Here is a 20505-nt window from a genome sequence, read left to right on the forward strand (position 1 = left end):
GTTGATCGGAGTGGTCGTATCACCAGTAGAGTGCGGGCCGTGGCAGCACGACCGTTGAAAGAGATCATCGAGCCGGGGTGGGCCGACGCCCTCGAACCCGTCGCCGAACGCATCGCCGCTATGGGCGACTTCCTCCGCGCGGAGATCGCGGCGGGACGCACCTATCTGCCCTCGGGGCCGAATGTGCTGCGGGCGTTCCAGCAGCCGTTCGAGGAGGTGCGGGTGCTGGTCGTCGGCCAGGACCCGTACCCCACCCCGGGGCACGCGATCGGGCTGAGCTTCGCCGTGGCCCCCGACGTCCGGCCGCTGCCGGGCAGTCTGGAGAACATCTTCCGGGAGCTGAACGCGGATCTCGGTCTGCCGAGGCCGTCCAACGGTGATCTCACGCCGTGGACCCGGCAGGGTGTGCTCCTGCTGAACCGAGCGCTGACCACGGCGCCCCGGCGGCCCGCCGCCCATCGGGGCAAGGGGTGGGAGGAGGTGACCGAGCAGGCCATCAAGGCACTGGTGGCCCGGGGCACACCGCTGGTGTCGGTGCTGTGGGGGCGCGATGCCCGCAATCTGCGCCCGCAGTTGGGCGACTTCCCCGCGATCGAGTCCTCGCACCCCTCCCCCATGTCCGCGGACCGGGGCTTCTTCGGCTCGCGTCCGTTCAGCCGCGTCAACGAACTGCTGGAGCGCCAGGGGGCGCAGCCGGTGGACTGGCGGCTTCCGTGACGCATCCCCCGGCGGCGACCGCCCCGGCCCACCCGGACGCATATGTCCTCGGGGTCGACTCCGGGGGTTCCGGCCTGCGCGTGGCACTCGGTCGGGTGGATCCGGCCGGGCCGGTGTCGACGACGGTCTGCGCCGAACCCGTACGGACGGGTCCCGGCGGTATCGACGCCGTACATCTGCTGGACCAGCTGCTGCCTGCGGCGCGGGAGTTGCTGGCCCGGGCGGCGGCGCCCGGCACGGCAGCTCCCGGAACGGAGACGCCCGACGCCCAGGCTCCCGGCACTGCGGCTGCCGGAGAGATCGCCGCTGTGGCGATCGGGGCCGCAGGGATGGCCACGCTGGGCGGGCGGTTGCGGGCGGAGCTGCCCGGAGCGCTCGCGAATGCGCTGGGCGTACGCAGGCTGGCGCTGGCCGCCGACGCGGTGACGGCGTACGCGGGCGCGGTCGGACAGCGTCCCGGGGCGGTCGTCGCGGGCGGCACGGGCATGATCGCCCTCGGCACGGACCTGGTGTCCTGGCGCAGGGCGGACGGCTGGGGTCATCTTCTGGGTGACAGCGGCGGCGGCGCGTGGATCGGCCGGGCCGGGCTGGACGCGGCGATGCGCGCGCACGACGGGCGGCGGGGCGGTTCCCCCGCGCTGCTGGCCCGGCTGGTGTCCGTGTTCGGTCCCGCCGAGGATCTGCCGGGGCTGCTCTACCCCCGCTCCGACCGGCCCGCCGTACTGGCCTCGTTCGCCCCGGAGGTGGCGGCGTGCGCCGGAGCGGATCCGGTTGCCGCGGGCATTCTGCGCGAGGCTGCCCGCCATATCGCTGAGGCGGCCGCGGCCGTGTGCCCGGGAGGCGGGGGCGCAGGCCAGGAGGAAGGCGACGGAGAGGACGACAGGGGTGGCGCCAGTAGCGGCAGCGGGAGTGAAGTGGCCCTGACCGGGGGCCTGTTCCGGATGGGTGAGCCCCTGATCGCACCGCTGCGCGAGGAGTTGGCCCAGCTGCTCCCCCGGGCCCGGGTGGATACGGGGACGGGTGACCCGCTCACCGGCGCACTCCGGATAGCGCGCGCCCTGGCCGAAGGCGATCTGCGGCTGCCGCGCCATCCGGCGATGCTCCGGGTGCCCACGGAGACATCGCAAGGCCCGAAGAACGAGGCGACAGACAGGGATACTTCGGCGGTACATCACTCATCGGACATAAGCGGATAGTTAACGCTCGACCGGACCCTCCCCGAACCGTGGGGCAGGCAAAACCAGTAGCATGCGGCGCCATGAGCACCCCCACTGGGCCCGCTTCCGGCCTGCCTGTACGAATGCCGCGACCTCGCCAGTCCGGACGGCACCGCCGCCCGGAGCCGGTGGTCGCGCCTGAGGGCGCTGCCGCGCTCGTTCTCGCCGTTCCCGGTACGCCTTCTCCGGCCACCCGCAGTCTGGCCGAAGAAGTGATCAGCATCGCCCGTTCCGAGCTGCCCGGGCTCAACGCCCGGATCGGTTACCTCGACGGCGACGACGCCGAGTACCCGACCCTCGCCACCGTTCTCACCCACACCGCCGCCGAGCGCGTCGCGCGCTACGAGCAGGCCACCGCCGCCGGTCGTGAGGTCCCCGAGCCCGCAGGTCCGTCCGCCGTCGTGGTCCCGCTGCTCGCGGGTCCCGACAACGCGCTGATCCGACGGATACGGCAGGCCGTGACGGACAGCGGTACACAGGTCGAGCTGACCGACGTGCTCGGCCCGCACCCGCTGCTCGCCGAGGCGCTGCACGTGCGGCTGTCGGAGGCGGGTCTCGCGCGCGCCGACCGCGCCCGGCTGTTCACCGTCGCGACCGCCGCCGACGGCATCGTGCTGGCCACGGTGGGCGGTGAGGAGGCCGTACAGGCGGCCGGGATCACCGGCATGCTGCTGGCCGCCCGCCTCGCCGTGCCGGTGATGGCCGCCGCGCTGGACGTGGAGGGCTCGGTCGCCTCGATCGCGGAGCAGCTCCAGGCCTCCGGCTCGGCGCAGCTCGCACTGGCGCCGTATCTGGTGGGCCCGGAGATCGACCCCGGCCTGCTGGACGCCGCCGCGAAGGAGGCGGGCTGCGCGACGGCCGAGCCGCTGGGCGCGTACCCGGCGATCGGCAAGCTCGTGCTGTCCCTGTACGCCACGACGCTGGGCATCACGCCCGCGACGCCGCAGGGGACGCAGGGCGTTCAGGCGCACTGACCGGGGGCTGTCGCCCTCGCGGCGGCCCGGGAAGCCGGACAGCACGGTGGGCCCGGACCGGGGCGATTGCCTCCGGTCCGGGCCCACTGTGCTGTCCGGCCCTCCGTGTCCGGGGCCGGACACCCCCGGTCAGGTCAGGACGACGCAGGAGGCCGCCGGGATCTCGACGGAGCCCGCGTGCTGCGGCACGCCCGTCTCGGCGTCCACGGCGAACCAGCTGACGTTCCCGGAGTGCTCATTGGCCGCGTACAGCCACTGGCCGCTCGGGTCGAGGGTCAGATCGCGGGGCCAGCGGCCCCCGCAGCCGACAGTGGCCACCAGGGAGACCTTCTCGCCGGTCTCGTCGAGGGTCAGCACCGAGATGCTGTCGTGGCCCCGGTTGGCGGTCCACAGGAAGCGTCCGTCGGGCGCGACGACCACCTCGGAGGGGTAGGCGCGCCCCTCGTCGCCGGCGCGCTCCTGCGCGTCCTCGTGCTCGGGCAGCACCGGCGTCTCCCCGAGTACGTCGAGCCGGCCCCCGGCCGCGTCCCAGCGGCAGACGGTGAGGGTCGCCTCCAGCTCGCCCAGGACGTAGGCGAGCCGGCCCGAGGGGTGGAAGGCCAGGTGGCGCGGTCCGGTGCCCGGGCGCAGCGCGGTCTCCGTGTGCGGCCGCAAGGCGCCGGTGGCGGGGTCGAGGGCGTGGGCCCGTACCGAGTCGGTGCCGAGGTCCACGCCCACCACCCAGCGCCCGGAGGGGTCGGCGAGGACCTGATGGGCATGCGGCGCCTCCTGGCGGGCGGTGTCCGGGCCGCTGCCCTCGTGGCGGAGGACCGAGGAGGCCGCGCCGAGCGTCCCGTCGGCGCGGACCGGCAGGGCGGTGACGCTGCCGGAGCCGTAGTTGGCGGTGATCAGGTGGCCCGACGCCAGGGCGAGGTGGGTGGGCGCGTCGGCCTCGACGGGCCGGACGGGGCCCAGGAGGGCCGGTACGTCGCCGCTGACGTCGAAGGCGGCGGCGACTCCCGGGGTGCTCTCCCCGACCGCGTACAGGGCCGCAGGGGCCCCCGCGGGGGCGAGCGCGAGGAACGAGGGATCGGGCACGGCGTCCGTGGACCCGAGCACGGTCAGCGCGCCGGTATCGCGGTCCACGGCGGCGGCGGTGATTCCCCTGCCGCCCGCCGAGGTGAACGACCCTATGAATGCCCGCCCGGCGCTGTTGCCGCTCATGGCCCTACCCCTCTTCACCGTCGCCGTGATCTTCCCGGCCGACGGTAGCAGGCAGCCCTTTGCGGTCTAGACCAACGCGCCGCCGGGAGGATCGGGGCGTAAGCGGCAGACGGATCGGGCCGGTTCCGGGGCAGCATCGGGCCGGTTCACGGAACGGCCGGAAGAAGTGAGAAGGCCGGAAGACCCGGAGAAGTGAAAGAGCAGCGGACTCCGGGTCCGCCCCCCGACGGAACCCCGTGGGTTCAGGCGCCCACGATCGGCGCCCGGCCGCCGCGCCCGCCGAGCGGTGCTGCCAGTGCGGCGAGCGCGCGTTCCAGGCCGTGCAGGTGGGCGAGGGCGGGGTCCGCGGCGCCGCCGGGCAGCTCGGCCGGGCGGAAGGCCCGTCGCCGCTGGCCCTCCGGCGCGGTGAGCGCCTCGACGGCGGCCTCCACGCGGGAGCACGCGGCCGAGAGCCGGGCGTCGTGAGAGGCGTCCGGGTCGGCGGCGATCGAGGCCAGGCCGCGGACCTCCCGTACGCAGTCGTCAAGCGACGCGAGCACCTGCCGGGCGCGCGCCTTGCGGGCCGCCAGCGGGCTCAGGGGGTGCACCAGCGGCGCGAGCGAGAGCCGGACCCGGCCGAGCAACGACTCCAGCTCGGCGACGCGGGGCCCGGGGTCGGCGACCGTCGAACCGGCGAGGCGGTCGGCGGCCTCGGCCGTGCAGGCGTGCACGCACCGCAGGGCCTTCTGGATCCACGCGTCGGTGATGGCATGGGTCGTGACGGGCAGGACGAGCAGCACGGCGATCACCGCGCCGAGCGACCCGACAGCCGTCTCCGCGACGCGCAGCCACAGCAGCGAGGCGTCCAGCACGCCCAGGACGCCGTAGAGCATGCCGACCATCACCGTCACGAAGAACATCATCCAGCTGTACGAGACCGCCGCCGTGTAGAAGATCCCGAAGACGCAGACCGCGACGATGGCGGCGGTCGGGGCGCCCGCGCCGTCGAGGGGAATGGCCACGGCGAATCCGGCGAGGATGCCGATGACCGTTCCCAGGACCCGCCGGAATCCCCGTACGAGCGTCTCCCCGCGCGAGGTGGTGTTGACGAAGACCCACCAGGTGGCGCCGACGGCCCAGTACCACCGCTGGTCCGACAGCACCTGCCCCAGCCCCAGCGCGAAGGCCCCGCCCAGTGTGGCCTGCACGGCCTGCCGGGTGGTGATCCGGGCCAGTCCGCGGCCCTCCGGGGGTGCGGGCGCCGCCGCGACGGGCAGCCGCCGCTCGTAGCACCACAGCCCGAACCGCACGGCGGAGGAGACACACAGGGACAGCACCACGGCGAGGTACAGCTCGGGCAGCTGTTCGGGGACGGTGTGCAGGAACTGGGCGGCGAAGAACGTCATGAACGCGAAGACGCCCAGCGCGTGCCCGCGCGGCCCCCAGCGCCGGGCGTACACGCCCACGCCCATGACGGTGAGGAAGGCCAGGTCACGGGCGACCGGCTGGTCGTGCAGCACAGCGGCCACGGCGAGGACGGGCAGGCCGACGAGGGGGAGCAGCACCGTGGTGGCCGCCTGCCCGCGCACCGTCGGGTCGGTGACGGTGAAGAGGGCGAGAAGCGCCGCGAGGCCACCCGTGATGGCCGCGGCGAGCGAGAGACCGGCGAGGCCGCACAGCGCGACCGCGAGGCCGATCCCGAGCACCGCCCGGGTGGCGAAGCGCAGCCGCACCCGCCCCGGGTCCGGCGCCACGAACACCCTCTTCAGCACGCTTTCGCCCCTTCCGCGTCGCCACAGAGCCCGCATGAAAAAGGCGCCGCGGAGATCCGCAGCGCCATCGACGTAGATATAAGAGCATCCTCCGGACCCATGGATCAAACGAGTCGGAACATGCTGTACCAATGGTCCATCCTGTGACCCGATTGGTCGGCCATCAGCAGACCAACGGACCACCAGGAGGAAGGACGGCCACCTCCCTGTCGACTACGCCTGGACGGCGGTCGCCATGGAGGGCCGGGCCGGGCCGGGCCGCGCCGCGATGCGGGTGACCTGGGTACAGTCGGGGTCGAAACGGCTGAAGCGGACGGGGACGGGGCGGAAGGGATCTGCGGATCATGGCGGTGGACGCGCTCGACACCCGGATCCTGCGGCTGCTGATCGAGCAGCCGCGCACCAGCGTCCGGGAGTACGCGCGCATCCTCGGTGTGGCCCGCGGCACGCTCCAGGCGCGGCTGGAGCGGCTGGAGCGCGACGGTGTGATCACCGGTACGGGCCCGACCCTCTCCCCCGCCGCCCTCGGCCACCCGGTGCTCGCCTTCGTCCACCTGGAGGTCACCCAGGGGCATCTGGTGGAGGTGGGCGACGCGCTGGCGGCCGTGCCCGAGATCATCGAGGCGTTCTCGACGACGGGCGGCGGTGATCTCCTGACCCGTGTCGTCGCCCGGGACAACGGGCACCTGGAGGACGTGATCCAGCGGCTGATCCAACTGCCGGGCGTCGTCAGGACGCGGACGGAGGTGGCGCTGCGCGAGCGGGTGGCACACCGGGTGCTGCCACTGGTGGAGTCCGTGGGACGCGCGGCGGGCGGCAGCCAGGGGCGCCCGGGGGCCCATCGCGAGTGACCGGCCCGGCCGCCCTTCCCGGCTGCGGCATGCTGGGGTCATGACGTCGCACCCCTCCGCCGCCCGTGCAGCCGTTCCCGCCTCCCCCGCCCCCGTCCACGTGGTCTTCGACCTCGACGGGACGCTGGTCGACAGCGAGCCGAACTACTACGAGGCGGGGCGGCGGCTGCTCGCCCGGTACGGGGTGCGGGACTTCGGCTGGGAGGAGCACACCCGGTTCATCGGGATCGGCACCCGCGAGACCCTGACCGCCCTGCGCGCGGAGTACGGGATCGACGCCCCGGTCGACGAACTGCTCGCCGGGAAGAACGCCCTGTATCTGGAGCTCGCCGGGGCCTCGACGGACGTCTTCCCGCAGATGCGGGCGTTCGTGGAACGCCTGCACGCCGCCGGGGTGCCGATGGCGGTGGCCTCCGGTTCGTCCCGGGCCGCGATCGGTGCGGTGCTCGCGGTCACGGGGCTGGACGCGTACATCCCGCTGTACGTCTCCGCCGAGGAGGTCCCCCGCGGCAAGCCCGAGCCGGACGTGTTCCTGGAGACGGCACGCAGGATGGGGGCGGAACCCGCCGACTGCGTGGTGCTGGAGGACGCCCCGCCGGGGGCGGCGGCCGCGCACGCGGCGGGCATGCGGTGCATCGCCGTGCCCTACGTGCCCAAGACCGCGTCCGACCCGGCCTTCAAGGCCGCCGACCTGCTGTTCACGGGCGGGCAGTCCGCGTTCACGGCCGAGGCCGCGTACACCTGGCTGATCGGCTGACCCGGGCCGGTGGCAGCCGCGCCGGGCCCCGGGGCGTGCCGGTCCGTCAGCCGTGCCCGGCGGAGGGGCCGTCGGGGGCACCCGGGGTCCCCGGACGGATATCCTGATCATGTCGTTCGCCCCACCGCCCCGGACGCCCCAGGCCCCAGGTGGGCCGACAGCCGGTACGGGCCGCCCTTCGAGATAGGTGTACAGGTGCTGGTAGCTGGTCGGTACCGATTGGTGTCCCCCATCGGGCGAGGCGGCATGGGCGAGGTGTGGCGCGCCACGGACGAGGTGCTGGGCCGGGCCGTGGCCGTGAAACTGCTGCTCGGCGACCAGGCGGACGCCTCGTCGACCGCCCGCTTCCGGCTGGAGGCGCAGACCGCTGCCCGGCTCAGCCACCCGCACCTGGTGGCCGTGTTCGACTTCGGCGCCTGGGAGGACCGGTTCTTCCTGGTGATGGAGCTGGTCGAGGGGCAGAGCCTCGGGGACCTGCTGGCCGCCCAGGAACGCGTCCACCCCGAGCAGGTCGCGCAGATCGCGGGGCAGGCGGCCGCCGGGCTCGCCGCCGCGCACCGGCAGGGCATCGTCCACCGGGACATCAAACCGGGCAACCTGATGCTGGACGCGGACGGTTCGGTGAAGATCGGCGACTTCGGCATCGCCCAGTTCGTCGACGATCCCTCGACCGCTCTGACGACGGCCGGTCAGATCGTGGGCACCAGCCTCTACTTGGCCCCCGAACGCGCCCTCGGCCGCACCGCCGACGCCGCCTCCGACATGTACTCCCTGGGCTGCGTCATCTACCAACTGCTGGTCGGACAGCCGCCGTTCCGCTCCGACACAGCGACCGCGACGCTCTATCAGCACGTCGACACCCCGCCGGTCCCGCTGCGGCAGCGGGGCGTGGAGATCTCCGCCGCCTTCGACGCGTATCTCCTGGGCCTGCTGGCCAAGCAGCCCGAGGAGCGGCCCACCGCACAGCAGGTCTCCGACTGGTTCCGCACCGACGCCTGGCGGGGACGGCCCGAGCCCCTCCCGATGCAGACGCCCGCGTCCCACCGCGCCTCCGGCCCGGCCCCCGCACGCTCGACGTCCCTCCCGGCAGCACCGCCCGCCGCCGCCCCCGTGGGCCCCACGACGTACCGGCTGCCGCAGCCGACCGGCCGAAGACGCAACACCTCGTCCCGGTCCGCCCCCGCGCGCCGCCGCAGCACGCGCGAGGCGATCCGTCGCCGCCCGAGGGTGGCCAGCGCCATCGCGGGGACGGCGACGTTCCTGGCCGCCGTGTATCTGGGGATGATCCTCTTCTCCCCGGACTCCAGCTCCGCCGGCACGCCGAGCCCGGCGCCGACGTCCTCCGGCCCGGCGGAGAACGTCAGCGACGGCGGCCACGGCGATGACGGTGGCAACGGCGCTGAACAGCAGCCGGGCCAGGAGCAGGATCAGCAACAGGACCAGCCGGGCGGCCAGCAGGACGGCCAGCAGGGCAGCGACCCGAACCAGGGCCGAGATCAGGATGCGGACCCCCAGAATGGGGACCGGGACGACGACGAGGACGACGAGCGGGACGACTGACTCCCGCCCGTCGCAAGGCTGTTCGGCGGCGGCCCGTTCAGCAGCGGTCGTTCAGAGGCAGCCGCTCACCATCGGCCGTGCACGTCCGCGCGGACAGACCGGTCGTACAGCTCCCGTACGGCGTCCAGCGTGCTCTGCGGCAACTGCGGCAGGGACGCGGCCGCCGCGTTGGCCCGGGCCTGTTCGGCCGAGCGCGCGCCGGGGATGACGGTGGTCACGCCGGGCTGCTGGATGATCCAGCGCAGCGCGGCCTGGGCCGGGGTGGCACCCTCGGGGGCCAGCTCGGCGAACTCGGCGGCAGCGGCGAGACCGGTCACGTAGTCGACACCGGAGAACGTCTCGCCCTGGTCGAAGGCCTCGCCGTGGCGGTTGTACGTTCGGTGGTCCTCGGGCGCGAAGACGGTGTCCTCGGTGTACCTGCCGGAGAGCAGACCGGAGGCCAGCGGGACCCTCGCGATGATCCCGACGCCCGCGGCGGCCGCCGCCGGGAGCACCTCGTCCAGGGGCTTGAGCCGGAACGGGTTGAGGATGATCTGCACGCTCGCGACGCCGGGGCGCGCGATGGCCGTGAGTGCCTCGGCGCAGGTCTCCACGCTCACGGCGTAGGCCGCGATCCGCTGTTCGGCGACCAGGGTGTCCAGCGCGTCGTAGACCGCGTCGGAGGAGTAGACGCCGGTGGGCGGACAGTGCAGCTGTACGAGGTCGAGCGTGTCGGTTCCCAGATTGGCCCGGGAACGGTCGTTCCAGACGCGGAAGTTGTCCAGGACGTAGTTCTCCGGCACCTGTTCGGCGCGCCGGCCCATCTTGGTGGCGACGAAGACGTCCGCGTCGGGACGGCTCGTGAGGTAGCGGCCGATGAGCTGTTCGCTTCGGCCGTCTCCGTACATGTCCGCCGTGTCGAAGAAGGTGACGCCGGATTCGACCGACGCGTCGAGGATGTCGAGGGCGTCGCCCTCCGCGACCTCGCCCCAATCGGCCCCCAGCTGCCAGGTGCCCAGTCCGACAGCCGACACGTCACGGCCGGTCCTGCCCAGTGTGCGTTGCTCCATGAAGATCATGCTATTCCGCTCTGCCCCGTAGCGGCAGGGGTGGCGGGCAGCCGCAGAGACGAACAGCGGCAGGAGCACCGCTGCCGCCGGCCACGGCGGAACCGGCCGGACCGTCGAACCGGTCCTCGAAGGCGACAGCCTGCGCCACCGGCCCTCACAGCACTGTCGTTGCGCATACGCACCTGAAGGCAGCGGGTCCGACGCGCGGTTCCCCCGGGGCGGCGGCAGAGTGGAGACACGCACCTGTGAACGTCCAGGCCGACGGAGGGAGCAGGCGGTGGGGACGGAGAGCGACGACACGGCACGGCCCCTTTTCGTCGTGCAGATCCATGACGCACGCCGTATGCACTTCGACTTCCGGCTGGAGGTCGACGGCGTACTCAAGTCGTGGGCGGTGCCCCGCGGCCCCTCGGAGAACCCCAGCGACCGCAGGCTCGCCGTGCCCACGGAGGATCATCCGCTGGAGTACCGCGAGTTCGAGGGGGTCATCCCCCGGGGCGAGTCCGGCAGCGGCACGGTCATCGTCTGGGACCAGGGGACCTACCGGCCGCTCGGACACGACGGGCAGGGCGGCTCCGTCCCCTTCGCCGAGTCGCTCGGCCTCGGGCATGCGACGTTCTGGCTGTACGGGAAGAAGCTGCACGGGGAGTTCGCGCTCACCCGCATCCGGAAGGGCGACGAGCCGGACAGCGGCGGCCACGAGGCCTGGCTGCTGATCAAGGCCAACGACCGCCTCGCCGTACGCGACAGACCCGGCTCACCGGACCCGTACCACGCCCGGTCAGCCCGTACGGGACGCACGCTGCACCAGGTCGCCGCGGCGGCGGCCCGGGCAGACGCGGGCTGAGCTGTGGGCTGGCCCATGATCCCTGGCGGGCGCACGAGGACGGCCACGGCAGTCGGCCGCGTTGCCGGAACGCCCGGACCCATCCCGTGTGCGGACACTCCTCCGCCGTGCGATGCGCCGCATCCGACGCCGCGTGCTGATCCGCCGGGGCTGACGGGACAGCCCTCAGGGGCGCTCTCGCCGATCAGGGCCGATCTCGCCCATCAGGGCCGGGGCCCGAGTCTGTGATCTCGGTGAGGACGTCGGTGTAGAGCGACCGCCGGTCGGGCCGGGCGTGCGCCTCGGCCCGCCGCAGGACGGGAACCGCCGTCGCCCCGAACCCGACGACAGCCTCCCGGGCCGCACCCCGGACCACGGGCCTGGCATGGCCGAGGAGCCGGACGAGGTCCGGCAGCGCAGGTTCCCAGGCGGCGCGGCCGAGCGTCCGGACGGCCATGCGCACCACGTCCGGCAGCGGGTCGGACAGCAGGAGCCCGGTGAGCCGGGCGTGGGTGGCCCGGTCGAACAGGGCCCGCGAGGTCCGGTGGGCGTGGAGCCGGACCCCGGCACGCGGGTGGCGGAGCAGCTCCTCGACCAGCTCGCGCAGGGCCTCGTCCGGTTCCGCCCCGGGCGGCGGTGCGTGCTCCTCGACGAGGCGGGTGAGCGTACGGCGGGTCTGCTCGGGCGTTCCCGTACGGGCGAGGTCGAGCAGCTCCGGCAGTGACGGGCGGGGCACCACCACCGCCGGGGCGGGGGCCGGGGTGCGCAGGACGTCCAGCACGGCGGCGTCCTCGCCGTCGGTGCCGGGTGCGCGCAGCGGACCGTCGACGAGGTTGAGGCCGTCTGCGACGCTGTCGCGGCCTTCGGTGCGCAGTCGGCCCAGGGCCCGGGTCAGCATCGGGGTCCGGAGCAGGGGGCGCCCGGTCAGCAGGTCCACGAGCCCGAGGTCGCCCGCGTCGATACGGGGTGCCAGCAGGTGGGCGAGGGCGTCGGCGGGTACCCGCCCCAACGCGGTGCGGGCGGCCGCGCGCCCGGCGGGCGGGCCGTGTTCCCACCACTTCAGGAGCAGGGGGACGAGCGGAGGCAGGTCGTCCTCGGGGAGCAGGCCCGTCCAGCGGAGGGCCCGTTCGGGCAGTACCCCGTCAGCGGCCAGGACCTGGTCGGCGGTCCACCCCGCGAGACCGGTCTGCTCCGCGCGGGCCGCCAGCCCGAACAGGTCGGCGGGGAAGAGGTCGACGCGGCCGTGCAGGAAGGCCCGTAGCAGGGCGAGCGACACCTCCGGCTCGGGCCAGGCCCGCAGGGCCCGCACGGCGGTGCTCCGGCGTTCCGGCTCCGGGGCCTCCAGCATGGCCAGCAAGCGGGCTCGCTGCGCGGCCGACCGGGGCTGGTCGAGATCGTCCGCACGCACCGGACGCGCTGGCACGGCGGCGGCCCGTACCACCGCCCTGGTCTCAGCGACGTTCCACGGCGGCGCGTCGAGCGGCTGGAGCTCGGCCATCCAGTCGACGAGCGGCCCCCGGACGTCCGGCCCGGCCGCCGGGTACGCGGTGACGAGGGCGGCCAGCAGATCCCTGGCCCCGGCCGCACCACCGGCGCCGCGCCCCCGGAACTCCGCCAGCGCCCCCTGCGTCCGTACCGCCTTCCTCAACTCCGCACGCCACGCCTCCGATACGCCGCCCCCGGCGTCCTCCGCCGCCGCCCCGGACGCCTCCTGCGGTCCCGGTACGCCGAACGCCTCACCGAGCACGGCGGGCGCGGCCTGCCAGGGGTCGGCGCCCAGGTGCGCGGAGTCCAGGGCCCGGTCGAGATCGGCGCGGACCAGCACCGCGCCCAGCTCCCGGAGCAGGGTCAGGGTGGCGGCGGCCGTCAGCGCCGGGGTCCCGTACCCGTCGGGCGCTTCACCGGCACCGGGCGGCAGGGTACGCAGCCCCTCGACGGCCATGAAGCGCTGGACACCGGACAACTCCGGTGCGACGGCGTGCAGTACGCCGGTCAGCTCCCCCGCGAACGATCCCTCGCCGGCCCTCGTCGCCTCGTCGAACGCGTCGGCCACCGTGCCGGCGTACCGGGCGAGGAGCGCCGTCTCGTCGGCGGACCAGGGCGCCGGGCACAGGCGCAGCGCGCACCGCAGGAGGCGGCTCGGCAGTCCGGCCTCGCGGGTGCTCTCGGCCAGGGCGAGCCATTTCTCCAACTGCGCCCGCGCTCGCGGGTCTTCGCGTACGGCGGTGGCGGCCGTCACGTCGGTGAGGTCCGGGGGCGCGGCCCGACGGGCGATCCGCAGGGCGAGCGCCGGGTCCCAGCCCGACCGCAGCAGCGCCGCGACCTCCGGATCGGGCACGCACGGCGGCGGGTTCGGGGCGACCGGGGGCGTCGGCACACCGTGCCGGGCCAGTGGTTCCGCCAGGTCCTCGACGGAACCGTCGGCGAAGCGGACGCCGCCGTCCGCCACGAGCGTCAGGAGCAGGGGGACGACCGGCGAAGCCTGCGCGTCGAGGGCGAGCACCGCACGCGCGGTCAGCTCCCCGTCGAGCGCGCTCAGCAGCAGGCGGCGGCCGCGCGCGTCCTGGCCCGCCTCGGCGGCGGCGAGGAGGGTGGCGGCGTAGGCACGGCCCACGACGGCCCGCAGTGCCCGGGTCAGCGCGGCCCGCAGTCCCGGATTGTCGTCGCGGCCGAGCCGCCCGAGGATTCGGGGCACGGAGGCGGGTGCGCCCGCGTGGGCCAGAGTCGCCGCCGCGGTCTTCCTGACGTTCATGTTCGGGTGGTCGAGGCACGCGGCGACCGCCTCGCCCGCCCAGACCGCCCGCGCCGCACCGAGGGCCAGCAGGGCCTGCCGTACGGTCCGGATGTCCGGGTCGGCCGTCAGGGGGACGAGCGTCGCCGACAGGGCCCGGGCGTCGCGTCCCGAAGTGTCGTGGGCCAGCAGGGCGATGACGTGCTTGCGCACCTGCGGGTCGCGGCTGCGCAGCAGCCGGTGCACGCGGGCGCGAGTGGCGAGGGTGGCGGGGGTCTGCGTCAACGCCTTGAGCAGCACGGTCTGTTCGCCGCCGGAGAGGCCCGGGCGCTCCAGCAGGTCGAGCAGCGTCGTGGACAGCAGAGCCTGGCCCGCTGCCGTACCGTCGGCGGTGTCCAGCAGGCAGACGGGCCTGATCCGTTCACGTGCGCGGAGTCGGCGCCCCAGGTCCCGCACGGCACTCAGCACCTCCTGCGGCAGCTCCGGTTCGGGGCCGGGCTCCCGGGGTGCGGCGAGATCGCGCACGATGCGCAGGATCAGATCCGCGACGACGGGCGGTGTCCGTCCTCCGGCGTTCCCCGCGATCCGGCACAGTGCGCCCACCGGGTCGTCGACGTCCACCCGGGAGCGCAGAACGGCCAGTTCCCGTTCGTCCGGGGCCCCGAGGTCGGCCTCGACGGCTCCCGGGAGGTCTTGGGGGTCGAGCCGCGAGAGGAGCCGCCGCCGCTGGACGGGCTCGTCGGTGAGGTGCCAGAGGAGTTCCAGGGCCCGGTCGCGTACGGGGCGCAGCTCGGGTGCGATGGCGGGCGCGGGCGCGCCGGCGGGGACGACACCGGAGGCCGCCGGAGGGCCCGCCACGTCCAGGCCCTGGGCGAGCGCCTCCCTCGTACGGGCTCCGCCGATGGCCTCCAGCGCACCCAGTGCGGCGCCGGGCGCCCTCGGCAGCAGGGCGAGCACGGCCTCCTCGGCGTCCGGCGGGCGCAGAGCACGGATCGCGTCGAGAAACGGGCGCGCGGCCGGAGCGGTGGGAAGGAGCCCGGTGACCGCCTCACCGATCGGCACGTCGGTGGCACCCTGCCCCGCCAGCGCGACGAGCAGCTCCAGACGGCGCGGCCAGTCCGGGGCGGTGGGCGGTGCGTCCACGAGGGCGTCGAACAGGGGCCGACGGCAGGTGTACAGGACCGTGGCGACATCGTCCGCCGGGAGCGTGTGGTCCCTCAGGGCCAGGGCGAGAAGCGGCCGGACGTCCGGGCCGGTGGGGAAGTGGCCGCGCCGGTGCAGTCCGAGCAGAGCGGTCAGTACGGGCCCCGCGAGCAGCAGGGGGTCCGGCGCGGCCACCGCCAACAGGCGGCCAGTGTCCGTGCGTTCGGCCGAATCGCCCAGCAGTTCCAGCGCCCGTCGGCGCAGGGCGGGGGGCGAGGCCGCGTCCTCCGCCGTCCGCCACAGCAGCTCCTGATGGCCGTGGCGGGCCGCCGCGAGGAGAGCGGCGTCGGCGACCGCCGAGCCCTCTCCCCCCGGCGTCCCCGGCCCGCTCACCAGCCGGGACAGCGGCAGCAGTTCCAGGGGTGTCACCGCCGCCCAGGGCTCGGCGAGTTCGCGCAGCGCCCCGATGGCGACCTCGTCGTCGGGCGCGTCGAGCAGCTGGGTCAGATGAGCGCGGGCGGACGCGGGCGCGAGCAGCCCGGCGTGCAGCCCTTCCCGGGCCAGCCGCAGCGCCTCGGCCCCCAGGACCGGGTCGCCGCTGCCGATGAGTTCGGCCACGAGCCGGTCGAGGCGGTCGGGCCGGTGCACGACGGCGGCGGCGATCGCGCCGACGGCCCGGTACAGGAGTTCGCCCGGTGGCTCCGTACGGACGGCGGCCGGGTCGCCGAGGAGTTCGGCCCGCAGCCAGGCGATCCGTACCCGCGCGGGCAGCTCCGCCGTACGCCAGTCCGGCAGCCGGTGCCCCGGCCGCTGCGCGCCGAGCCGCGCGTGGAGCTCCGCGAGCAGCAGCGACTCCTCGGGGGACGCGCCCGGCGATGCGGGCAACAGGCGCGCCAGGAGGCCCTGTTGCTCCGGCCCGCCGCCCGCTGCCGCCGGAGTGTCCGTGCGTTCGGTGAGGAGCAGGAGGCCGAGGTGGCGGAGCCGGGGGGCGGGGTGCCGGAGCAGCCGGGCGAGCAGCCCCGGCGGGCAGGTCCGGGCGTCGAGGTGCCGGGCGAGGAGTCCGGCGTCGGCGCGGTCGAGGGCGTCGTCGATCAGCGCGTCCGGTGGGGTGGCCATCGGGGGATCGTAGACGGACGGTCCGGTCTCCCGTCCCCTGGGCCGGGTATCGCTGCCGCCCGTCCTGGCCGATGATGTGGCCCGGGGCCCCACCGCCCCGGCAGGAGCAACGGCCGCGGAAGGAAGGGACTGTGATGCGGGATCTCTCACCACCGGACCTGGCGACGACGGACGTACGGGGGGTGTCCCGCTCGGGGGAGGACGCCCGGGTGATCGTGGTGGGCGCGGGACCGGCAGGCTCGTCGGCCGCCTACCACCTGGCCCGGGCCGGGGTCGACGTGATCCTGCTGGAGAAGGCCCGCTTCCCCCGGGAGAAGGTGTGCGGGGACGGCCTGACCCCGCACGCGGTGCATCAGCTGATCCGGATGGGCGTCGACGTCTCCGCGCCGGGCTGGACGCGTTCGCGCGGTATGCGCTGGGTCGCCGGGGAGCACCGGGTGCACATCGACTGGCCCGCGCTGGGCCGCTACCCGGACTTCGGCCTCTCCCGCAGCCGGCACGACTTCGACGACATTCTCGCGCGGCACGCCGTGGCGGCCGGCGCCCGGCTGTACAGCGGCTGGAAGGCGGAGCGGCCGCTGACCGACCGGGCGGGCCGGGTCATCGGGGTCGCCGCGACTTCGGACTCCCCGGACCTGCCGGAACCGGTCGACTTCCGCGCGCCGGTCGTCATCGCCGCCGACGGGGCCTCCGCGCGGCTGGCCCTGGCGATGGGCCTGGAGCGGGACCCCCGGCGGCAGATCGCGACTGCGGCCCGCCGCTACTACCGCAGCCCGGAGCGCTCCCGGGAGGACTATCTGGAGCTGTGGGCCGACCTTCGCTTCCCGGACGGCGGCCCGTATCTTCCGGGGTACGGCTGGATCTTCCCGATGGGCGACGGCCGGGTCAACGTCGGGCTCGGGGCGCTCCCCCACCGGCGGCACGGCAAGGCGGACCTGCGCGCCACGCTGGACCAGTGGCTGGCCCGTACCCCCGAGGAGTGGGGGCTGCGCGAGGAGAACGCGGAGGGCCCGGTCCGCAGCGCCGCGCTCCCCCTCGGCTTCAACCGGCATCCGCTGTACGCGCGGGGGCTGCTGCTCGTCGGTGACTCCGGCGGAATGGTCAGCCCCTGGAACGGTGAGGGCATCGCCCAGGCCATGGAGGCGGGCGAGGTCGCCGCCGAGAGCACGGCACTGGCCCTGGCCCATCCCGAGGGCCCGCGCCGCGAACAGGTGCTGCGCGGCTACCCGGTGGAGATGAACCGCCGCTGGGGCCGCTACTACCGGCTCGGCAACACCGCCGCCGACCTGCTCTTCAGCCGGTCGGGCTTCCAGCCAGTGCTCAACCGGTACGTCATGGGCTCGCCGTTCCTCCTCAACACACTGGCCCGGCTGCTCACCAACCTCACGGACACGCCCTCGCGCGATGTCGTCGACCATCTGCTCAACACCGCGTTCCGCCTGGTCCCGTCCCCGAAGCCGGGCGCTCGCGGCAGCGGCGCGCGGTCACGCTGACGGCCCGGTCCATTCCTCAGCGCTCAGGGCACGGCGTACGGCCTCGATCGGCCCTCACAGCAGGACGCGGAACGGGCGGCCGCGCCCGGCCCGGTCCGCGCGGTGGCGGGCGGCTCAGGAGAGGAGCCCGGCAAAGTACTCCCGGTCCCGTACGTCCTCGGGTCGCACGGCGTCGTAACCGTGCAGCGGCCACAGCGGGCGTCCGTCGATCCACGGCACGAGCAAGGGGCGCTCCGCGTCGTCCGGCAGGGCGCGCGTCCGTCCGCCGTCCGCCGTCGGCGTACCGTCGACGTCCCCGTACAGCTCCGCGATGCCGGTGGGGGCGGGCAGGCCACGCCACGGCTTGCGTGACGTGCCCGGCGGGAAGACCTCCAGGGAGCCTTCCGCCTGCGCCTCCGGGCCGCCGTCCAGCGGGAAGAAGATCAGGACCACCGTGTCGTCGTGGCCGCGCAGCAGGGCGTACCGCTTGCGTACGGGTCCGGGGTGGCGGGCTGCACGGACCAGTCCGCGGACGTTCGGTATCCCGTGGCGCAGGGCACGGTAGCCCAGCCGTACGGCATTGCAGGCCGCGAGGCCGCCGACCAGCAGGGGCGCCGGTTCGTCCAGCCACCACCACAAGGCGGTCGCGGCCAGCGACACGGCCAGGGAGCGCAGGGTCCCGAGCGTCGCCGAGAGCTCCAGCAGCGGTCCGATCCGCCACCAGGGCAGCTCCCGGGCTCCGGGCGGGAGCGGCGGCAGTGGTTCCGTGACGTGCGGGGCCCGGCGCTCGGCCGCCGCGGACACCACCGCGCAGGAGAGGCCGGGGCCCTGTTCCGCCGGGGCGCCCTTGACCAGGGAGACACGAGAGCGCGGCGGCGTCACGGGGGAGGCGTGGGCCGGGCCCTGCGCGAAGGAACGGCGGTCCCGTATCCGGCGTACGACGCGGATGGCGCCCCCGATCAGGGAGCCGAGGATCAGCAGCACACCCGCCAGCAACACCGCATCGTTCACCTCGTTGGCCGGGGTGCCCTCCCAGTCGGCGTTGTACAGGTCACCCTTCCACGGGCCGTAGGACACCACCCAGCCGATCTCCCAGTCGTGCAGGATCGGGGCCCGGTCGGGGTCGCAGCGGAACGGGCCTTCGCGCCGCTCGCCGCTCCAGGGGTCGGCCCAGCGCACGGTGCAGTCGCCGTCGGCCGACTCGCTGATCACGGTCAGCTCGGCCTTCGGGTCGTCCATGGCCGCCTGGGACGCGGCGATGCCCAGCCCCAGGACCGCACAACCCACGAGCAGGACCCAGCGCCAGCACGGCCGCCGGCGCGGCACCGCCGCCGGGGCCCTGTGCTCGGCTGTACCCGGCCCCGCCTGCGGCCGCTGACCGGGGATCCGCTCAGGATCGGGGCGGCCGTCGATGCCCGTCTCCCGCGCCCACGCGATGAGCCGGCTCCGCTTGGCCCCGGTCTCCGGGCGGGCCCAGAACAGGCCTTCCCCGCCGGGCCGTGACACGACACCGCCGCGCACCGGGTCGCCGCACCACCACACGATGCCGTCCCACCCGGTTTCGGCGAGGTGGGCGTTGGCCTGCGCGACGACGGCGCCGAGGCACACGAGGTCACCGGTGCGGGGGTCGCGGAGCACCAGGCGCGGTGCGCCGGTCACGGCCGAGACCGTCGACCGGGCGACGCAGGCCGTCCAGGGGGCCGCGGACAGCCGCCCGTGCATGCGGCGGGCGTTGAAGACGAGGACCAGGCCGACGAGGAGAGCGATGAGGCCCGCCACGGACAGCCACGCCGCGAGCGGCATGGCCCAGCCCGGACGGGCCCCGCCGCCCCCGGCGAGGAGGGCCGCCGCCGGACCGGCCACGAGAGCCCCGCCCCCGGCCGCACACCATGTGCCCGCCCGTCTCCGGTAGCGGGCGACGGCTCTCTCGGTGGCCGGGAGAGCGATCGCCGTCCCCTCCCGCTCCTTCGTGGAACTCACGCGCGCCCCCGCCTCTCCACCGGCCCGCCGACAGGCCTGAACTGCTGATATGACCGCTGATAGGACCACCAGTATCGCCTCCGCCCGGTCGGAGGCGGACAGCGGTGTCCGCAGACCGACCCGGATCAGTCGGTACGCGTACGGGGCGCGGACGCGTGTGCGGGTGCGAGTGCGACGGCCGTGTGCTCCACCGGGGCCGCTGCCAGGGCTCGTTCGAGGTCGTCCAGGGCCCGGCGGGCCGCGGCGACGCGTTCGCGCAGCACGGTGGCGTCGGCGGTGGGCAGGAGGGCGTCGGCCGGGCCGGGGCGGGCGGGCTCCGGTGATTCCGCCGGCTCCTCCATCGAACGGGCCTCGTCGAGCGAGGTGATGACGACCCCGATCAGGACGTTGACCAGGACGAAGGAGGCGAACAGGACGTACGAGGCGTAGTAGAGGATGCTCCACCGGGAGATCTCCAGGCCCGCGCGCACCGCGTCGCCCAGTCCGTCCAGGGTCATCAGCAGGAACAGGGTGAGGACCGCGCGGCCCAGGGAGCCGAAGTGTTCCGGGTCGCTGTCGGAGAAGCAGATCCAGCCGACCATGGCGTAGAGGTAGAGCAGCAGACCGCCGACGAGCAGGAAGCTGACGGTGCCGGGGAGGCTTCTGCCGACCGCGACCAGGACGACGCGCAGCTGGGGCAGGAAGCGTGCCGCACGCAGCACCCGGGCGAGGCGCAGGAGGCGCAGCACGGTGCCGTTCTCGCGGAGGAACGGCAGGAAGGCGAAGAGGACGACGGCGAGGTCGAAGATGTTCCACGGGTCACGGAAGAAGGCCGCGGGGCGTTCGGCGTGGGCGCCCGCGCGTAACAGGATCTCCACGGTGAACGCGGCGAGGAAGCTGTACTCGACGGTACGCAGGGCCAGGTGCCAGCGCTCGGCCAGTCCGGAGTACGTCTCGATGCCGAGCACCGCCGCGTTGGCGAGGATGAGGCAGAAGACCAGGGCGGCGAACCAGCGGGCCTCCGTGATCTCCCTGCACCGCCCGGCCACCGCCTGCCGTCGGCGCGGGGCGTGCGCCGCTGCGTCCGTCATCCCGCTTCCCTGGTCGTCCGCGGCCACCGAACACGACTGGCCTGAAAGGAGGTTGCTCCGGGCAGCCTGATCATGGAACCCGCGAACG

Annotated in this window: 14 protein-coding genes; 8 read left to right on the forward strand and 6 right to left on the reverse strand. The window is 74.6% G+C overall.

Features of this window, described 5'->3' with window-relative positions:
- Positions 1 to 39: 39 nt before the first annotated feature.
- The 3 genes from ACZ5WC_RS28680 to ACZ5WC_RS28690 all read left to right on the forward strand — a co-directional run bounded on the left by ACZ5WC_RS28680 (position 40) and on the right by ACZ5WC_RS28690 (position 2908).
- Positions 40 to 717, forward strand: coding sequence for a uracil-DNA glycosylase (locus ACZ5WC_RS28680; protein WP_096628118.1), 678 nt, complete (start codon positions 40 to 42; stop codon positions 715 to 717).
- On the forward strand, positions 714 to 1913 hold the full coding sequence (locus ACZ5WC_RS28685) for an N-acetylglucosamine kinase (protein WP_468543529.1): 1200 nt from the start codon (positions 714 to 716) through the stop codon (positions 1911 to 1913). The genes ACZ5WC_RS28680 and ACZ5WC_RS28685 overlap by 4 nt, the downstream gene beginning before the upstream one ends.
- A 62-nt stretch (positions 1914 to 1975) precedes the next feature.
- Positions 1976 to 2908: a sirohydrochlorin chelatase gene (locus tag ACZ5WC_RS28690; protein ID WP_468543530.1), complete on the forward strand. Its 933-nt coding sequence runs from the start codon at positions 1976 to 1978 to the stop codon at positions 2906 to 2908.
- 129 nt (positions 2909 to 3037) lie between these two features.
- On the opposite strand, the gene ACZ5WC_RS28695 is transcribed toward ACZ5WC_RS28690, so the two are convergent.
- The gene (locus ACZ5WC_RS28695) at positions 3038 to 4111 is read right to left on the reverse strand and encodes a lactonase family protein (RefSeq protein ID WP_468543531.1); all 1074 of its coding nucleotides are present in this window, start codon (positions 4109 to 4111) and stop codon (positions 3038 to 3040) included.
- A gap of 242 nt (positions 4112 to 4353) precedes the next feature.
- Positions 4354 to 5862, reverse strand: a complete 1509-nt coding sequence (locus tag ACZ5WC_RS28700) for an FUSC family protein (RefSeq protein ID WP_468543532.1) — start codon at positions 5860 to 5862, stop codon at positions 4354 to 4356.
- Between the two features lie 344 nt (positions 5863 to 6206).
- Between ACZ5WC_RS28700 and ACZ5WC_RS28705 the strand changes: the two genes are divergently transcribed.
- The 3 genes from ACZ5WC_RS28705 (at position 6207) to ACZ5WC_RS28715 (ending at position 9030) form a co-directional block, all read left to right on the forward strand.
- Complete coding sequence (locus ACZ5WC_RS28705) at positions 6207 to 6713, forward strand: Lrp/AsnC family transcriptional regulator (protein WP_468543533.1); 507 nt, start codon at positions 6207 to 6209, stop codon at positions 6711 to 6713.
- Between the two features lie 40 nt (positions 6714 to 6753).
- Entirely contained in the window at positions 6754 to 7470 is a 717-nt protein-coding gene (locus ACZ5WC_RS28710) for an HAD family hydrolase (protein ID WP_468543534.1), read from the forward strand.
- A 195-nt stretch (positions 7471 to 7665) separates the two neighbouring features.
- Entirely contained in the window at positions 7666 to 9030 is a 1365-nt protein-coding gene (locus tag ACZ5WC_RS28715; RefSeq protein ID WP_468543535.1) for a serine/threonine-protein kinase, read from the forward strand.
- A gap of 65 nt (positions 9031 to 9095) precedes the next feature.
- Here ACZ5WC_RS28715 and ACZ5WC_RS28720 read toward each other — a convergent pair whose 3' ends face one another.
- On the reverse strand, positions 9096 to 10088 hold the full coding sequence (locus tag ACZ5WC_RS28720) for an aldo/keto reductase (protein ID WP_468543536.1): 993 nt from the start codon (positions 10086 to 10088) through the stop codon (positions 9096 to 9098).
- Between the two features lie 268 nt (positions 10089 to 10356).
- Between ACZ5WC_RS28720 and ACZ5WC_RS28725 the strand changes: the two genes are divergently transcribed.
- Positions 10357 to 10926 carry a DNA polymerase ligase N-terminal domain-containing protein gene (locus ACZ5WC_RS28725; protein ID WP_468543537.1) on the forward strand — a complete coding sequence of 190 codons (570 nt, stop codon included), beginning with the start codon at positions 10357 to 10359 and terminating at the stop codon, positions 10924 to 10926.
- Between the two features lie 184 nt (positions 10927 to 11110).
- Here the strand turns inward: ACZ5WC_RS28725 and ACZ5WC_RS28730 are convergent, their stop codons facing one another.
- Positions 11111 to 15895 (reverse strand): HEAT repeat domain-containing protein, encoded by a 4785-nt coding sequence (locus ACZ5WC_RS28730; RefSeq protein WP_468543538.1) that lies wholly within the window; start codon positions 15893 to 15895, stop codon positions 11111 to 11113.
- Positions 15896 to 16029: 134 nt separating this feature from the next.
- On the opposite strand from ACZ5WC_RS28730, the gene ACZ5WC_RS28735 reads away from it, so the two are divergent.
- On the forward strand, positions 16030 to 17388 hold the full coding sequence (locus ACZ5WC_RS28735; protein WP_468543539.1) for a geranylgeranyl reductase family protein: 1359 nt from the start codon (positions 16030 to 16032) through the stop codon (positions 17386 to 17388).
- A 114-nt stretch (positions 17389 to 17502) separates the two neighbouring features.
- Here ACZ5WC_RS28735 and ACZ5WC_RS28740 read toward each other — a convergent pair whose 3' ends face one another.
- Together ACZ5WC_RS28740 and ACZ5WC_RS28745 are read right to left on the reverse strand one after the other, a co-directional pair.
- Complete coding sequence (locus ACZ5WC_RS28740) at positions 17503 to 19347, reverse strand: hypothetical protein (RefSeq protein WP_468543540.1); 1845 nt, start codon at positions 19345 to 19347, stop codon at positions 17503 to 17505.
- A 125-nt stretch (positions 19348 to 19472) separates the two neighbouring features.
- Positions 19473 to 20417 (reverse strand): ion transporter, encoded by a 945-nt coding sequence (locus tag ACZ5WC_RS28745; protein WP_468543541.1) that lies wholly within the window; start codon positions 20415 to 20417, stop codon positions 19473 to 19475.
- Positions 20418 to 20505: the final 88 nt, after the last annotated feature.

This window comes from Streptomyces sp. NPDC033165, from assembly GCF_055577965.1.

Bases quoted from the DNA above. Each gene is read 5' to 3' on its own strand.
- ACZ5WC_RS28730 (WP_468543538.1), bottom strand. From the start codon at position 15,895: ATGGCCACCCCACCGGACGCGCTGATCGACGACGCCCTCGACCGCGCC.
- ACZ5WC_RS28705 (WP_468543533.1), top strand. From the start codon at position 6,207: ATGGCGGTGGACGCGCTCGACACCCGGATCCTGCGGCTGCTGATCGAG.
- ACZ5WC_RS28695 (WP_468543531.1), bottom strand. From the start codon at position 4,111: ATGAGCGGCAACAGCGCCGGGCGGGCATTCATAGGGTCGTTCACCTCG.
- ACZ5WC_RS28710 (WP_468543534.1), top strand. From the start codon at position 6,754: ATGACGTCGCACCCCTCCGCCGCCCGTGCAGCCGTTCCCGCCTCCCCC.
- ACZ5WC_RS28745 (WP_468543541.1), bottom strand. From the start codon at position 20,417: ATGACGGACGCAGCGGCGCACGCCCCGCGCCGACGGCAGGCGGTGGCC.
- ACZ5WC_RS28690 (WP_468543530.1), top strand. From the start codon at position 1,976: ATGAGCACCCCCACTGGGCCCGCTTCCGGCCTGCCTGTACGAATGCCG.
- ACZ5WC_RS28720 (WP_468543536.1), bottom strand. From the start codon at position 10,088: ATGATCTTCATGGAGCAACGCACACTGGGCAGGACCGGCCGTGACGTG.
- ACZ5WC_RS28735 (WP_468543539.1), top strand. From the start codon at position 16,030: ATGCGGGATCTCTCACCACCGGACCTGGCGACGACGGACGTACGGGGG.